Annotated in this window: 13 protein-coding genes and 1 riboswitch; of the genes, 1 reads left to right on the forward strand and 12 read right to left on the reverse strand. The window is 42.1% G+C overall.

Translation table 11 applies throughout. From position 1 onward, the window contains the following. Positions 1-16: 16 nt before the first annotated feature. The gene (locus C4B60_RS05825; protein WP_104057065.1) at positions 17-625 is read right to left on the reverse strand and encodes a succinate dehydrogenase cytochrome b558 subunit; all 609 of its coding nucleotides are present in this window, start codon (positions 623-625) and stop codon (positions 17-19) included. 415 nt (positions 626-1,040) lie between these two features. On the opposite strand from C4B60_RS05825, the gene C4B60_RS05830 reads away from it, so the two are divergent. Then, positions 1,041-1,487 (forward strand): YslB family protein, encoded by a 447-nt coding sequence (locus C4B60_RS05830; protein ID WP_104057066.1) that lies wholly within the window; start codon positions 1,041-1,043, stop codon positions 1,485-1,487. Positions 1,488-1,527: 40 nt separating this feature from the next. Here C4B60_RS05830 and C4B60_RS05835 read toward each other — a convergent pair whose 3' ends face one another. The 11 genes from C4B60_RS05835 to polX form a co-directional block, all read right to left on the reverse strand. After that, on the reverse strand, positions 1,528-2,769 hold the full coding sequence (locus C4B60_RS05835) for an aspartate kinase (RefSeq protein ID WP_104057067.1): 1,242 nt from the start codon (positions 2,767-2,769) through the stop codon (positions 1,528-1,530). Positions 2,770-2,903: 134 nt separating this feature from the next. Beyond that, positions 2,904-3,085: riboswitch (Lysine riboswitch) on the reverse strand. A gap of 66 nt (positions 3,086-3,151) precedes the next feature. Further along, the gene (gene uvrC, locus C4B60_RS05840; protein WP_104057068.1) at positions 3,152-4,924 is read right to left on the reverse strand and encodes an excinuclease ABC subunit UvrC; all 1,773 of its coding nucleotides are present in this window, start codon (positions 4,922-4,924) and stop codon (positions 3,152-3,154) included. A gap of 321 nt (positions 4,925-5,245) precedes the next feature. Continuing rightward, a complete protein-coding gene (gene trxA, locus C4B60_RS05845) occupies positions 5,246-5,560 on the reverse strand; it encodes a thioredoxin (RefSeq protein WP_104057069.1) in 315 nt (104 codons plus the stop codon). A 282-nt stretch (positions 5,561-5,842) separates the two neighbouring features. Continuing rightward, positions 5,843-6,817 carry an electron transfer flavoprotein subunit alpha/FixB family protein gene (locus tag C4B60_RS05850; RefSeq protein ID WP_104057070.1) on the reverse strand — a complete coding sequence of 325 codons (975 nt, stop codon included), beginning with the start codon at positions 6,815-6,817 and terminating at the stop codon, positions 5,843-5,845. Between the two features lie 45 nt (positions 6,818-6,862). Then, positions 6,863-7,636, reverse strand: coding sequence for an electron transfer flavoprotein subunit beta/FixA family protein (locus C4B60_RS05855; protein WP_104057071.1), 774 nt, complete (start codon positions 7,634-7,636; stop codon positions 6,863-6,865). Between the two features lie 25 nt (positions 7,637-7,661). Further along, positions 7,662-8,435, reverse strand: a complete 774-nt coding sequence (locus C4B60_RS05860) for an enoyl-CoA hydratase (protein WP_104057072.1) — start codon at positions 8,433-8,435, stop codon at positions 7,662-7,664. A gap of 13 nt (positions 8,436-8,448) precedes the next feature. Next, positions 8,449-9,030, reverse strand: coding sequence for a fatty acid metabolism transcriptional regulator FadR (locus C4B60_RS05865; protein ID WP_104057273.1), 582 nt, complete (start codon positions 9,028-9,030; stop codon positions 8,449-8,451). 276 nt (positions 9,031-9,306) lie between these two features. Beyond that, positions 9,307-11,001, reverse strand: a complete 1,695-nt coding sequence (locus tag C4B60_RS05870; RefSeq protein ID WP_104057073.1) for a long-chain-fatty-acid--CoA ligase — start codon at positions 10,999-11,001, stop codon at positions 9,307-9,309. A gap of 233 nt (positions 11,002-11,234) precedes the next feature. Then, complete coding sequence (locus tag C4B60_RS05875; RefSeq protein ID WP_104057074.1) at positions 11,235-11,642, reverse strand: DUF350 domain-containing protein; 408 nt, start codon at positions 11,640-11,642, stop codon at positions 11,235-11,237. A 110-nt stretch (positions 11,643-11,752) separates the two neighbouring features. Further along, the gene (locus C4B60_RS05880; RefSeq protein ID WP_104057075.1) at positions 11,753-14,116 is read right to left on the reverse strand and encodes an endonuclease MutS2; all 2,364 of its coding nucleotides are present in this window, start codon (positions 14,114-14,116) and stop codon (positions 11,753-11,755) included. Between the two features lie 12 nt (positions 14,117-14,128). Beyond that, a complete protein-coding gene (polX, locus tag C4B60_RS05885) occupies positions 14,129-15,841 on the reverse strand; it encodes a DNA polymerase/3'-5' exonuclease PolX (RefSeq protein ID WP_104057076.1) in 1,713 nt (570 codons plus the stop codon). Positions 15,842-15,920: the final 79 nt, after the last annotated feature.

The following is a 15,920-nucleotide window of genomic DNA, read 5'->3' on the forward strand; positions in this document are numbered from 1 at the left end:
ATATAAAATTGTTTTCTTAAACGAATGCTAAAATTGCCCGAATGCCAATAATGCTAAGTACTACGAATATACCTAAAGTAGCGTAGGTTGAAATTCGCTGTGAACGAGGAGAGATGGTAATTCCCCAGGTAACAAGGAAGGACCAAAGTCCGTTTGCAAAATGGAAAGTTGTCGAAACAACACCGGCAATATAGAATGCTAGCATAAAAGGATCAGCTAAAATGGCTTCCATCATATTAAAGTCAACCGTTGCTCCCAATGCTGCCTGGATTCGGGTTTCCCAAATATGCCATGTAACGAAAATCAGTGTGAAAACACCGGTTGCACGTTGAAGGATAAACATCCAGTTACGGAATGTGCCAAACTGTCTAGGATTGTTTCTGGATGTAAATGCAATATACACACCGTATAAAGCGTGGAAATACAACGGAAGAAAAATAATGAAGATTTCAAGAAAAATCCTAAATGGTAAACCCTCCATCACATGCGCTGCATTATTAAATGATTCCGGCCCTCTGGTTGCATAATGATTCACAATCAAATGCTGAATCAGGAAGATCCCTACAGGAATTACTCCCAGTAAAGAATGCAGTCTCCTCCAATAAAACTCTCGGTCTTTTGCCATCGAATGTTACCCCCTAAAAAAAGTACAAGCAATCATTTCTGTCAAATTTTTCACTCTTTTTCGACGGGAAATGCAGCTTTTTCGCACAATGTATCGATTATGTGACACATTAATTGTACTCCCATCTGCTGGGAGCGTCAAGAAAACGGATACATAAAAATAATTCTGAATTCAACTTTTTTTATCATATAGACACCGGCTAAAATGCAACGGGGTCGTAAATAAAAATGAGGTATTATTCATTTTTTATTTATCCACTCTCTCTCCTATATTCTATTATTGCATATATTTTCACGGACTTTTGACCCCTTTTTATTTTAGGAACTTGGGGACAATTCCATAATTTCCTCATCCTCCACTTACACTTTAAAACAGAAACTCGTATAATATAAAAGTGGAAAGTGAGGGTACTAGAATGTCTGAAGAAAATGAAATCACCACAGGTTCGTTTGGCTACTCCCTTATCAGGGATGAGCTGCTGCCGGAACTGCTGGGTAATCACACGAATGAAATACTTTACTGGGCAGGTAAAAGTTTAGCCCGTAAACACCCCTGTCAAAACGAAGGAGAACTGATTCACTTCTTTGAAAGGGCTGACTGGGGAACGCTTCAGCTTATTAAACAAAAAGGCGATGAAGCCCTCTTGGAGTTAAGCGGTCCACTGCTTAAACAGCGGATTGAAAGCAATGGTGCCAAGCACTTTACACTAGAAGCAGGATTCCTCGCAGAGCAATACGCCATGATGAAGCAATGCCAGACTGAAGCCATTCAGCAGCGCCAAAAACAGGCTGTCATCCAGTTTACTTTAAAATGGGACCCCAAAGACCCTTATGGACTGCCTTCCCGTAAAAAAAGCAAATAAGATGCAGGACAGCATTTAAGTAATGTTGTCCTGCTTTTGTTTACTTTGCAAGCTGAGGCTTAGGCTGCAATGCTTCTAATGAGAAGCTGTCATGTATGATCTGAGCCGCCTTTAGCATATCTTCCATATTCACTACAGTTGACACTTTTATTTCTGAGGTGCTGACCATTTTAATCGCAATACTGTTTTGAGACAGTGCCTGAAACATCTGGGCTGCAACCCCTGGATTTGAGACCATTCCTGATCCGACAATGGAAACTTTTGCAAGGCCGGTTTCATGTTCTACTCTCGTAAAACCAAGCTCCTCCTTATGCTGCGATAGAACAGCGAGTGCATCCTCAAGCTCCGCTTCTTTAATTGAAAAAGAAAGATTGGTTGAATTAATATCAGTACGGCTTTGAATGATGATGTCTACATTTATATGATTATCTGCCAATGTTGAGAAGATTGCTGCAAGACCTGTAAATTCATTCTGAAGTCCATAAATCGTTACTCTTACAATTTCACCTTCAAACGCAACACCGCGAACTACTAAATTTTCTTCCAAATTTGAAACCTCCTCAATCAAAGTACCTTCTGTTTCCTCCATACTTGAACGAACTGTAAGAGGAATCGAATTATTTTTTGCAAATTCAACCGCCCTTGGATGCAAGACTCCTGCACCAAGGTTCGCAAGCTCAAGCATCTCATCATAGGAGATCCCCTCAAGCTTGCGCGAACCTTTAATATATCGCGGGTCCGAAGTATAAACACCGTCCACATCCGTATATATATCACAGCGGGAAGCCTTCAGCGCTGCAGCTAGTGCCACTGCGGTGGTATCAGACCCTCCTCTTCCAAGCGTGGTAATCTCGTGATTGGAGTCCATTCCCTGAAAACCGGCCACAACCACAATCTTTCCTCTATTCAGCTCTTCCTTCATTCTGGCAGTCTCAATACGGGTAATCCGCGCTTTGCTGTGAACAGCTTCCGTTTGAATTCCTGCCTGCCAGCCGGTCATCGATACACTTGAATAGCCTTTAGTTTGCAAAGCCATTGAAAGCAGGGAAATCGTCATTTGCTCCCCGGTGGTTAAAAGCATATCCATGTCGCGTTTGTTTGGTTTATCTGTTATTCCCGCTGCAAGACGGATCAGTTCATCGGTTGTTTTACCCATGGCAGAAACCACGACAACTACCTGGTTGCCTTTATTAACTTCCTGAATAACTCTTGTTGCCACATGCTGAATTTTTTCAACAGAACCTACAGATGTACCGCCGAATTTTTGTACGATCAAACTCATTTTCTTCCTCTTCCCACATTTGTATTTCTCAATCCTGAGCACGCAATGACGTTTCCCTAACAATCTTTTAGACAACAAAAAAAGCAATGGGAAACTATCCCCATTGCTTTGAACATATACGTCCATTGCTGCTCAGGTGAGATAGCTCTCCAAGATGACAAGTCATCTTGACAGCTCTGCATCTCTTAAATGCAGAACCAGCAACCGCCTGGATGAACAGGCCGGATTACTTCGGCGAAAACCCCTTTTTCAATGCATCGCAGGATCCATCTTCCTCCGCATTGATACTATTGGTGTTCGCTCCTCTATCACCACTTTAAAAGAAAAGTGAGTGTGTATTAACTTTGTGTCATTATAGCATGGAGCATTTACATCTTCAATGCTATTCCTGAAATTTTTTCACAATATTTTCCGCTAAAGCAGGAGGCATCCCTGATTTCACTACTTCTTCAAGTGATGCTTCACGCAGCTTTTTAACAGAACCGAAATGCCGCAGCAGCTTCTTTTTTCGTTGTGGGCCGATGCCGGGGATTTCATCAAGAATAGACTGAATTGAATTTTTCCCCCGGAGCTGACGGTGGAAGGTAATCGCAAACCGGTGAACCTCATCCTGAATCCGCTGCAAAAGATAGAACTCCTGGCTTCTTCTTCCTAAAGCCACAACTTCCAGAGGATTTCCATATAAAAGCTGCGACGTCTGGTGTCGGTCATCCTTTGCAAGACCAGCCAAGGGAATTTCTAGGCCAAGTTCATCCTCTAGAATTTCCCGCGCTGCTTCAATTTGTCCTTTCCCCCCGTCAATTACAATGAGATCCGGCAAAGGAAGTCCTTCTTTTAACACTCGGGTATAACGTCGACGGATAACCTCGCGCATGGATCCGTAATCATCGGGGCCGATAACCGATTTAATTTTATATTTTCTGTAGTCCTTTTTACTCGGCTTGCCATCGATAAATACAACTAGTGCCGAAACAGCATCCGCCCCCTGGATATTGGAGTTATCGAAGGCTTCAATGCGAAGTGGTGCGTGGATATTCATCACCTGTCCAAGCTGCTCCACTGCCTTGATGGTCCGGTCTTCATCACGCTCAATGAGAGAGAATTTTTCTTGAAGAGCGAGCTTGGCATTTTTTTGAGCCAGTTGAAGCAGATCCTTTTTCTGTCCGCGAACCGGCTGACGGACGGTTACTTCCAATAGCTCTTCAGCCATTTTTGCATCAATTTCTGAAGGTACCAAAACCTCTCTTGGCTTAAAGTGATTCGGCTTCATATAAAACTGACCCAAATAAGTTAAAAATTCATCCTCAGGCTCTGCGTATATAGGGAATAAGGATACATCCCGTTCAATTAATTTCCCCTGGCGAATAAAAAAGACCTGCACACACATCCAGCCCTTATCGATGCTATAGCCAAAAATATCACGGTTGGTAAAGTCATTCATCGCCATTTTTTGTTTTTCCATTGTGGCTTCAATGTGATTAATTTGATCCCGAAATTCCATTGCCCGCTCAAATTCAAGGTTTTCAGAAGCCTTTTCCATCTTCTGCTGGAGATTCTCCTTTACTTCTTTAAATCCTCCATTTAAAAAACGCGCAATATCATCCGTCATTTGGCGGTAGGTTGAGTCCTCCACTTTAAATTCACATGGTGCAAGGCATTGCCCCAGATGATAATAAAGACAGACACGGTCAGGCATGGTAGTGCATTTTCTAAGCGGATACATCCGGTCAAGCAGCTTTTTTGTTTCATTTGCCGCCTGTGCGTTCGGATAAGGACCAAAATAACGTCCTTTATCCCGTTTCACTTTACGGGTAATTAACAATCGGGGGTGCTTTTCTGACGTCACCTTTAAAAAAGGATACGTTTTATCATCCTTTAGCATGACATTGTATTTAGGATCATGCTTTTTAATTAAGTTGAGCTCCAGAATTAAAGCTTCTATATCTGAAGAGGTCACGATGTACTCAAAATCCTGAATTTCAGAAACGAGCCGCTGTGTTTTCCCATCATGGGAACCGGTGAAATAGGAGCGGACTCTGTTTTTTAATACTTTTGCTTTACCGACGTAAATGATCGTATTTTGACGATCCTTCATCAAATAACAACCAGGCTGGTCAGGTAACACAGCAAGCTTGTGTTTAAGTAAATCATTCATTACAAGCCCTCCTGAATTGAAATGTTTTCCTCTTTTAATCATAAGGAAAACTATATCGAATTGCAAAAATAGGGGGTCGTATGTTCGAAAAAAAATGTTTTAAGACAAAATAAAAAGGCCGAGACAAATATGTGTCTCAACCTCTTTATCCGGTTCACTGCGCTTCAGTCGGACGCTTTCCGCGGGGCGGGGCTCAAGCTAACTTGCTTCGCAAGTGGATCTCAAGCTCCCGCTTCCTCTAAAGCAGGAGTCGCCGCCTTCCGCTCCGCTCACCTCTTGTTTCTAACGTTTTCGTAATATCCAAAGATCTCTTGGAATTTATTAAGCGTGTTTGTTAAGAAGTTCTTCTAAAGCTTCTTTAGGCTGGAAGCCCACTACTTTATCAACCACTTCTCCGTCTTTTAAAACAACTAGAGTAGGTATGCTCATTACACCAAATTTGCTTGCTGTTTCCTGATTTTCATCAACATCAAGCTTTACGATTTTCACTTTCTCACCCATATCTGCATCAAGTTCTTCAAGTACAGGGGCGATCATTTTACAAGGTCCGCACCAAGGCGCCCAAAAGTCCGCCAGTACAAGTCCTTCGCTTGTTTCAGTTGTAAAAGTTTGATCTGTTGCATGTGCAATTGCCATAAAAAAGTTCCTCCTTTAAAATGCCTGCTATAGAGAGAGTATAGCACCACGTTTTTTGTTAAGCCAATTATTTGCTTATTATGCTAACTGAAGTGCTTTTTCATTCATTTTTTTGTTTTTGTGCGGTCGTTTAGAAAGATTTTCAATCTCAATATTCAAATACAAATGTGGCTGAGACAAATGTGTGTCTCAGCCATTTTTAGCTTCAGGTGGACGCTTCCTACGCTGGAGTTGCCACCTTCCGCTCTTTTCAGTCATCGTTATGTGCCAAGTTCCCGGATTCTATGAAGCTTTAATTTTCTTAAACTCCTCTATTAAAAGAGGAACGACTTCAAACAGATCCCCTACTATTCCATAGTCAGCTACTTTGAAGATATTTGCTTCCGGGTCTTTATTAATGGCTACAATTACCTTTGAATTAGACATTCCGGCCATATGCTGTATCGCACCTGAGAGACCACAGGCAATATAAAGATCAGGCGTTACTACTTTACCTGTCTGGCCAATCTGAAGGGAATAATCACAGTATTCTGCATCACACGCCCCGCGGGAAGCCCCCACTGCTCCTCCTAAAAGGTCAGCAAGCTCTTTTAACGGCTCAAATCCGCTTTCGCTTTTTACTCCACGTCCGCCCGCTACAATCACCTTCGCCTCCGACAAATCAACGCCGTCTGTTGCTTTTCGTACGACATCTTTAATAATCGTTCGTAAGTCAGTAATATTAACATTCAAGGAAGTGACTTCCCCGCTTTTGCCTTCTTCTTTTGGAAGAGGGTCTATGTTATTTGGACGGATCGTAACAAAAACCAGCCCATCAGTAATGATTTTTTTCTCAAAGGCTTTACCACTGTAGATTGGACGTACAAAAACAGTTTCTCCTCCGTCTTCTTCAATTACGGTGACATCAGAAACAAGTCCGCTCTTAAGTCTGCTTGCAATTCTTGGAGATAGGTCTTTACCAAGCGCCGTGTGACCGAATACCAGTCCCTCCGGTTTTTCAGCTTCAATTACTGCTAATAGTGCCTGAGAATAGCCATCTGAAGAATATTGCTTTAATTTATCATTTTCTACTGTTATAACTTTATCTGCACCAAAAGCAAAAAGCTCCTGGCCAAGAGAAGAAACATTGTCACCAATTAAAACACTTACCACTTCGCCCCCGTCTGCAATCTTTTTCCCGGCAGCGATGGCTTCAAAGGACACATTTCGCAGAGCCCCTTCTCGTACTTCAGCTAAAACAACGATTTTTTTACTCATTTGGATTTCCCTCCTGAAAATGGATGATTGTTTTTAAAATTTCCTTTAGACTACCTTGGCTTCTCTGCGAAGAAGATCCACTAATTCTTTTACTTGTGCATCAATTTCACCTTCAAGAATACGCCCAGCTTCTTTTTTGGGCGGAAGATAAATATCAATCGTTTTTGTTTTTGGCTCAACATCTTCTTCCTCAAGGTCTAAATCATCCAGCTCCAGTTCATCCAAAGGCTTTTTCTTTGCCTTCATAATGCCGGGAAGAGAAGGATAGCGAGGATCGTTCAGCCCCTGCTGAGCTGTAACCAGGAGCGGCAGTGAGGTTTCAATCGTTTCCGAATCCCCTTCTACATCACGAACCACCGTTACCGTTTCCCCATTAATTTCAATGCTTGTGATCGTGGTTATATAAGGGATGTTTAGCTGCTCAGCTACACGGGGACCAACCTGACCGGAACCGCCGTCAATGGCAACATTGCCTCCAATAATAAGATCAGCTTCCTTATCTTTAAGGAACTCTGCCAGAATTCTTGCTGTAGTGAATTGATCACTTTCCTCTACATCATCTTCAATATTAATCAAAACCGCTTTATCTGCTCCCATTGCAAGAGCTGTTCTCAGCTGCTTTTCTGCCTCTTCTGATCCTACAGACACAACCGTTACTTCTCCACTATGGGCATCCCGAAGCTGAATTGCTTCTTCAATTGCATACTCATCATAGGGATTAATGATAAATTCCGCGCCGTCGTCTGCAATCTTACCGCCGCTGATTGAAATTTTTTCCTCCGTATCAAAAGTGCGTTTCATCAATACAAAAATGTTCATCTAATTTCCCTCCGTTTGATCGTTATTATTCTCCCTTAAAAACCGGTGTTCTTTTTTGAATAAACGCTTCGATGCCTTCCTTTGCATCACTAGAAGTAAATACCTCCCCAAACCAGTCAGCTTCCGCATTTACCCCTTTATCAAACTCAGCCCGCTTTGCATATTGAAGCAAATCAAGAGCAGCCTTTACTGAAATTGGGCTTTTTACTGCTATTTTCAATGCAAGCGCTTTCGATTTATCGAAAACTTCTTCTTCTGAAAAGGCTTTATTTGCGAGGCCGAATTGAACTGCTTCTGTTCCAGTAATTGGTTCACTTGTAAGGAGCATCTCAGCTGCCTTTGCAAATCCTACATATCTGGGCAGGCGCTGGGAGCCTGCAAAGCCCGGCACTAGCCCAAGCTGAAGCTCAGGCAGTCCAAGCTTTGCCGTTTCACTGACATAGCGAATATGACAGCCCATGGCAAGTTCCAGCCCTCCGCCTAAAGCAGCTCCATGGATGGAGGCAATGATGGGCTTTGAAAAAGATTCCATACGTTCAAACACACGCTGTCCTCTTCTTGCCAGCTCGCTGAAGGACGCACCATCTTTAATTCCAGTAAACTCTTTAATGTCTGCCCCGGCAGAAAAGAAACGGCCTTCCCCATGGATTAAAAGAACTCTTACATCCTGATCCCCTTCTACAGCAGTCAGCCATTGGTCAATTTCTTCAATCAGCTGACTTGCCAGAGCATTTGCAGGTGGGCGATTAATCGTTGCGATTGAAACAAACTGATCGTTTTCCCAGGTTAAAGAACTCATTATTTTCTCCCCTTTAACTGCTTAGTCCTCTTACTATTAGCGAATGAACACCGGCAGCAAGATTGGTAATATCATACTTTTGATCATTTATTACCCATGTAGTCGCTACCTCATCAATCGTACCAAAGACCATTTGTCTTGCCAATCGTATATCTAAATCCGTTTGGAAAACGCCACTTTGGGCTCCGTTATGTAAAACTTCATCTACAAGCAGCAGATATTCCTTTAGAACCTTGTTAATCTTCAGCCGGATGTCCTTGTTTGACTGCCTAAGCTCAAGCTGCGTAACGATTGCAAGGTGGCGGTCATCAGCAAGCATCTGAAAATGGCTTTTGATTAAAATTTCAAGCTGGGCCGCTGCATCCTCTTCATGTTCCATACCTCTTTTAATGGCGCTTACGAACTGCCCCATTTTTTCTTCAAATAATGAGATAAGGATATCCTCTTTGTTTTTAAAGTAAAGATAGATCGTCCCATCTGCTACACCCGCCTGCTTAGCAATTTTTGATACCTGTGAATGGTGATAGCCATTTTCTGCTATCACAACAACCGCTGCATCAATAATTTGTTTATACTTTGGTTTATCTTTTTTCAATGTTTCATCACCTTTCATGTAAGATCCCGAATTCAGATCTTTTAACGCGCCGGTTGGTTTATCTTTCTCCTGATGCATTTCGTCTCCTTCTATACTAAACCAGCATGTTAAAAAACACTTTCAGAGATATGTGTTACACTGGACAAATAAAAAGAGATGAAAACATGAATGAATAATCATTCATATTTTCATCTTACTAATTAATACATTCCCAGTCAAGTATAATCCAGGCGTAAAATAAGCGGAAAGAGTGAATTGTCACTCTTTCCCGTCATATTAACCAAGCTTTTGATTCGCTTGCTTCTCTTTCTCCTCTTCCACAAGCTTTCTTCTGAGAATTTTACCGACTGCTGTTTTGGGCAGTTCATCTCTGAATTCATAGATTCTTGGCACCTTATAGGAAGCAAGCTGCTGACGGGCGAATGTATCCAGTTCTTCCTCTGTAGCTGAGTGTCCTTGCTTTAGTACAATAAAAACCTTTACCGTTTCTCCTCTGTACGCATCAGGAACTCCAACGGCCACAACCTCCTGTATGGCAGGATGCTCATACATCACTTCTTCAATCTCTCTTGGATAAATATTAAAGCCGCCTGCGATAATCATATCCTTTTTGCGGTCTACCACATAGAAAAAACCTTCTTCATCCATGTAGCCTAGATCCCCTGTATAAAGCCAGCCATCACGTAATATGGCTTCAGTTTCCTCCGGCTGGTTCCAATAACCCTTCATGATCTGCGGACCTTTAACCACAATTTCACCTATTTCTCCAGGTGGAAGGGGTTCTCCGGTTTCCATGGAAATTATTTTCGAATCGGTGTTAGGCCAAGGGACTCCAACGCTTCCCTTTACCCGTTTCTGATCCCATATAAAATTAGAATGTGTAACAGGCGACGATTCCGTCAGTCCGTACCCTTCTACAAGCTTTCCACCTGTAAGCTTTTCAAATTCCTCCTGGACTTCTACAGGAAGTGGTGCAGAGCCGCTCAGGCATGATTGAACAGAAGTTAAATCATATTTGCTCAGCTCGGGATGATTAAGAATGCCGATATAGATCGTCGGAGCTCCTGGGAAAATGGTTGGACGCTGCTTATGAATCGTTTTTATCGCCATGTCAACGTCGAATTTTGGAAGCAAAACCATTTTATAGCCCTGCATAACGGAAAGAATCATAACGGTTGTCATTCCATACACATGGAAAAAAGGGAGAATTCCTAATATAACTTCTTCCCCTTTTTTATTCTTATAAAGCCAGGCATCACACATCGAAGCATTCGCGATTAAGTTTTTATGGGTAAGCATGACCCCTTTCGGAAAGCCGGTGGTGCCCCCGGTATACTGAAGGATGGCAATATCCTCTTCAAAGTTTAATGAGTGTTCAACCGGTACGGGGGAAGAAATCTTTAAGATTTCAGTTAGAAGATGATTGCTTCCGCTATGCTCAACCTTTACTGTTATGCCGTATTGCTTCTTTTGTATAAATGGATAAATCAGGTTTTTAGGAAACGGCAGAAAGTCTTTGATCGCAGAAACGATAATATGTTTCAATTCTGTCTTATTGAATACAGCTGATACTCTCGGGAAAAGAATATCCATCGTTACAATTGCCTTTGCACCTGAGTCTTTCATTTGGTATTCAATTTCTCTTTCTGTATAAAGAGGATTAGTCTGAACGACGACTGCCCCTGCATACAGTATTCCGTAATAAGCAATGACTGAGGCAGGTGTATTGGGCAGCATGATTGCAACCCGGTCACCTTTTTCGATCCCAATATCCTGCAGGTATTTCGCCATTTTCAGCGAGCTTTCGTGAACTTCCCTGTAGGTAAATTCTTTCCCCATGAAATGAATGGCCTTTTTTTCCGGATAAAGCTTTGAAGCTTCGGTCAAATACGCATGAACCGGCTTTTCCTCCAGATCGATGTGCGTGGGAATTGTATCTGGATAAAGCTCTAACCAAGGCTGATTTCCCATAAAAACCCCTCCCTATTTTTAGTTTTAAAAATTAGAAAATTCTCATTTCTTCTTTTATTATAAGGTAAATAGTAAGCGGTTACAATTTAAGAGTGAGAAAAAAGACACAGAATTTTAAAAATATCTGTATCTTCTTATTTATTACATGAGCGCTAAATAAATGACTCCAATCAGAATAAAGACCGCACAGCATGCGATTAAGATTTTTGCTAAGGTTTCCATTTTTATGCCTCCTAGGTAATACTGGCACCAATGACGAAGGACAGTCCGACTGAAATCACCATTGAAATAAATCCTACTGCTTTATTATTATTTTTAATTTCCTCATCCACCCGAAAGCGCGGGGTTAAAAACTCAAACATAAAATAAGCCACCAATAAAAGAACAAATCCGTAAATTCCCCAGGCCATCATCGAAAAGAGAGAATCGTGCTGGCCAATTGAATGTCGGAAAATATTTGCCATACCAAAAACTTTTCCGCCTGTTGCCATCGCTACAGAAATATTTCCGTTTTTAATTTCTTCCCAGTTATTATATTTTGTGACAAGCTCAAATACTGCCAGAAAAACAATCATACAAAGAACCACAACACTGTAATAGCCTGCTGTTTCAATTAAAGGATGCTGCCAGAATTCATCCATCTATTTTGCCACCTTTACTGTATTTAAGCTGCTTTCAGTATTGAGTCATCACTGCTGATAAGAAAGCACCCTTCTGTGATGGGCCTTCAGTTTTCACAGCAGTGAGTCATCTATTTAAATTCTACTACCGTTACGCCGCTGCCGCCTTCTCCGCTTTCACCAAGTCTTACACGTTTAACGGAACGGTGATTTTTAAGCTTTTCCTGAACGCCTGATCGAAGCGCACCCGTTCCTTTTCCGTGAATAATGGAAACTCTCGGGTATCCGGCAAGCAGGGCATCGTCAATATATTTATCTACTTTCAAAAGGGCATTTTCAAAACGTTCCCCGCGCAGATCCAGTTCAAGCCCGACATGATAGTCCTTCCCTTTTACAGTGGCAAGCGGTTTTGGCTCTGCTTTCTTCTCAGCTTTCTTAAATTCTAATTCTGTCTCTTTAACCTTCATTTTCAGTATTCCTATCTGAACACTCCACTCGGTGTCTGACACCTTATCCAGCAATACACCGCGCTGTCCAAAGGTTAATACTTCAACCTCGTCACCGGACTCCAGCTTTCTTTGAGTATCCTTTTTTGCAGAAGGTTTTTTCTTTCCGGCAGAAGGAGCTGGAGCGGCGCCTTCGAGCCGTTTTCTTGCATCGATTAGTTCGTGCTCTTTTACATCAGCATTTTTTTCCAGTCGAAGCTTTCTAAGGTCAGAAAGCACCTCTTCTGCTTCCGCTTTTGCCTGCTCAACAAGGGCGTTTGCTTTTTGCCGCGCCTTTTCGTACATATCCTCCCGTTTATCCCAAAACTCGCTCATCTGCTTTTGCATATCCTTATGGAGATTTTCTGCATCCTTTAAATAATCATGAGCATCCTTGTAATCCTGTTCTGCGCTTTTTCTACTCGTTTCAAGTGACGCAATCATGGCTTCAACAGCTTTACTGTCCGTTCCAACAAATGATTTTGCGTGGTCAATAACATGCTTTTCAAGTCCAAGGCGTTTTGAAATATCAAACGCATTGCTTCGTCCCGGGACGCCTATCAGAAGTCTGTAGGTCGGGCTTAGTGTATCCACATTAAATTCAACACTCGCATTCACCACTCCGTCCCGATTATAGCCATAGGCCTTCAACTCAGGATAATGAGTGGTTGCTACAACTCTTGCGCCGCGATTATGAACCTCATCAAGTATCGAGATGGCAAGCGCTGCACCTTCCTGAGGATCAGTCCCTGCTCCCAATTCATCAAACAGGACAAGACTGCCGCTGTCAGCTTCCTTTAAAATGCTGACGATATTCACCATATGAGAGGAAAAGGTACTTAAAGATTGCTCAATTGACTGTTCGTCCCCGATGTCTGCATAAACAGATTCAAAAATGGAAATTTTGGAGCCATCAAGAACAGGCAGAGGAAGTCCGGCCTGTGCCATGAGCGTACATAATCCTATCGTTTTAAGGGTTACTGTTTTTCCGCCTGTATTTGGACCTGTAATAACAATTGCAGTGAAATCTTCCCCCATATAAATATCATTTGCCACAGCGTCATCAATCGGCAAAAGAGGGTGTCTCGCTTTATTCAGCTGTATAATCCCCTGATCATTTACCTCAGGCTTTGTTGCTTTTATCGCTCTTCCGTATTTTGCTTTTGAAAACATAAAGTCAATATCCCCGAGGATATCAACAATCAGCAACAGATCATAGGACTCTGCACTTACGGCCAAGCTTAATTGCAGAAGAATTTTTTCAATTTCCTCCTGCTCCTTTAAACGCTGCTCCCGTAATTGATTATTAAAATTAACAATCGCCTCCGGCTCAATAAAAAGAGTCTGGCCGGAAGAAGACTGATCATGCACAATACCGCCATAATGGCCTCTGTATTCCTGTTTAACAGGAATAACAAAACGGTCGTTTCTTATTGTAATAATGGCATCTGACAGCATAGTCTGAGCATTTTTTGAGCGTATCGTACTCTCAAGCTTTTCACGGACTCTGCTTTCACTGGAGCGAATTCTCTGGCGGATTGCTCTCAGCTCAGCGCTTGCTGAATCAAGCACCTCTCCATTTTCATCAATGGCATCAAAAATCAGATGCTCTAAAGGTGTTAAAACAGCCATCATTTCCTTTTTATTTTCTAATATTGGAAGATCAATGTCTTCTTCCTCAATTAATTTATCCATAAAATGCCGAATATTTTTACTTGCACGGATGGTGCTTGCGATCTGAACAAGCTCCATTGGGCTTAAGGAACCGCCAATTTCTGTGCGTTTAACATGGGGGCGGATATCAAAAATCCCGCCAAGCGGCATTCCCCCTTTAATTCTCAAAACAGTCGCTGCCTCATCTGTTTCATTTTGCCATTGAACTACTTCTTCAAGTGATACAGAAGGCTCCATACGGTTAATCCGTATGTCTCCAAGCTCAGAAGCAGCGTACTGCTTTACCTGCTGCTTGATTTTCGTAAATTCAAGCGTTTTTAATGCTTTTGCGTTCAAAAAAATTCCTCCTTACATATGACGATTTAAAAACTTCGATAAGTCAGTCCAGGAGCGGGTATTTAACACTGCTCCGCTTGTAAGCCAGCCTTTTTTAGCAGCCTTAATCCCATGTTCCATAAAAGATAAATGAGCATGATCGTGGGCATCTGTATTAATGACAACCGGCACTCCTTTTTCCATAGCAAGCTGTACATTCTGGGCACTTAAATCCAGTCTGTTGGGGTTCGCATTCAGCTCAAGTGCTGTTTTTGTTTTCGCTGCTTTATCAATTAATGCTTCCATATCTACCCTATATCCTTCTCTTCGTCCTATAAGGCGTCCTGTTGGATGGGCGATAATGTCGACATGAGGATTTTCAAGTGCCGTAGTCAGCCGTGCCATGATTTTTTCCTGCGATTGTGAAAAGCTTGAATGAATCGAAGCAATAACTAGATCAAGCTCAGCTAAAAGATCATCATCATAATCAAGTGTACCATCAGGCAGGATGTCCATCTCCACCCCTGCAAGGATTTCAATATCGGTGTACCTTGTATTCAGCTCTTTTATTTCTTCCATCTGTTTTTTAAGCCGCTCAGCTGATAACCCATTTGCTACTTTTAAATAGTGTGAGTGATCTGTAATGGCCATATACTCATAGCCTTTTGCGCGGCAGGCATCAATCATTTCGGTGAGAGAATAAGCTCCATCTGACCAGGTCGTGTGCATATGCAGATCCCCTTTAATATCAGAAAGAGAAATCAGCCCCGCTGCTTCTTTATGCTTCTCAACCTCTCTGCCGTCTTCCCTGACCTCAGGCGGGATAAAAGAAAGATCAAAGTGAGCAAAGAAATCTTCTTCAGTAGAAAAGTGCTTTATTTCTCCACTCTCAACCGATTCCACCCCGTATTCACTTATCTTTTCTCCCCGCTCCTTTGCAAGCTGTCTCATTTTCACATTATGATCTTTTGAGCCTGTAAAATGATGAAGCGTTGTAGCGAAGGATTCTTTTTTGACAAGTCTAATGTCCACTGAGACATCCCAGCCCCGCTCCAAAATAACGGAAACCTTTGTGTCACCATTTGAGACTATTTCTTTAATATCACGTATATTTAATAGGGCGTCCCTTACTTTAGCCGGCTCGTCAGTTGCGACAATATAATCGAGATCCTTAATCGTTTCTCTTGCTCTTCTTAAACTGCCGGCACGGGAAAATTCCTGAACCTCTTCAATTTTTTCAAGCACCAGATCAAGCTCTTCCGCAATTTGAAGCATAAAGGAAATAGCCAGACGCTCCGGCCTTTTTCCTGCTTCTCCAAGCACCGCAAGTATTTTCTCCTCGGTTTTTGCGCCAAAGCCTGCCAGTCCCTGAACCTTATGCTCCTCACATGCTTTTTTCAAATCCTCTGCATTTTTCACATCCAGCTCCTGATACAGCTTTGCGATTTTTTTGCCGCCTAGACCCGGAAGCTTTAACAGCGGCACCAGGCCTTCTGGAACTTCCTCTTTCAGCGATTTAAGAACACTTGACTCGCCAATGTTTAAAAACTCTTCTATAACGCCGGCAGTTCCCTTTCCTACTCCTTTTAAAGCTGTAAAGTCATCAATTTCTGAAAGGCTTCTGTCATCTGTCTCAATAGCAAGAGCAGCTTTTCTGAATGCACTTATTTTGAAGGAGTTTTCCCCTTTTAATTCCATATAAATAGCAATTGTTTCAAGTAATTTTATAAGATCTTTTTTATTCATGTCGTTTCCCCCTCTGCTTCACTTTTCATGTTAGCAAAAAATCGGTCATAAGAAAAAGCCTGGCCCCCATCAGATGGAG

The organism is Jeotgalibacillus proteolyticus (genome assembly GCF_002926065.1).
GTDB classification, from domain to species: Bacteria; Bacillota; Bacilli; order Bacillales; family Jeotgalibacillaceae; genus Jeotgalibacillus; species Jeotgalibacillus proteolyticus.

Bases quoted from the DNA above. Each gene is read 5' to 3' on its own strand.
- C4B60_RS05825 (WP_104057065.1), bottom strand. From the start codon at position 625: ATGGCAAAAGACCGAGAGTTTTATTGGAGGAGACTGCATTCTTTACTG.
- C4B60_RS05830 (WP_104057066.1), top strand. From the start codon at position 1,041: ATGTCTGAAGAAAATGAAATCACCACAGGTTCGTTTGGCTACTCCCTT.
- C4B60_RS05835 (WP_104057067.1), bottom strand. From the start codon at position 2,769: ATGAGTTTGATCGTACAAAAATTCGGCGGTACATCTGTAGGTTCTGTT.
- uvrC (WP_104057068.1), bottom strand. From the start codon at position 4,924: ATGAATGATTTACTTAAACACAAGCTTGCTGTGTTACCTGACCAGCCT.
- trxA (WP_104057069.1), bottom strand. From the start codon at position 5,560: ATGGCAATTGCACATGCAACAGATCAAACTTTTACAACTGAAACAAGC.
- C4B60_RS05850 (WP_104057070.1), bottom strand. From the start codon at position 6,817: ATGAGTAAAAAAATCGTTGTTTTAGCTGAAGTACGAGAAGGGGCTCTG.
- C4B60_RS05855 (WP_104057071.1), bottom strand. From the start codon at position 7,636: ATGAACATTTTTGTATTGATGAAACGCACTTTTGATACGGAGGAAAAA.
- C4B60_RS05860 (WP_104057072.1), bottom strand. From the start codon at position 8,435: ATGAGTTCTTTAACCTGGGAAAACGATCAGTTTGTTTCAATCGCAACG.
- C4B60_RS05870 (WP_104057073.1), bottom strand. From the start codon at position 11,001: ATGGGAAATCAGCCTTGGTTAGAGCTTTATCCAGATACAATTCCCACG.
- C4B60_RS05875 (WP_104057074.1), bottom strand. From the start codon at position 11,642: ATGGATGAATTCTGGCAGCATCCTTTAATTGAAACAGCAGGCTATTAC.
- polX (WP_104057076.1), bottom strand. From the start codon at position 15,841: ATGAATAAAAAAGATCTTATAAAATTACTTGAAACAATTGCTATTTAT.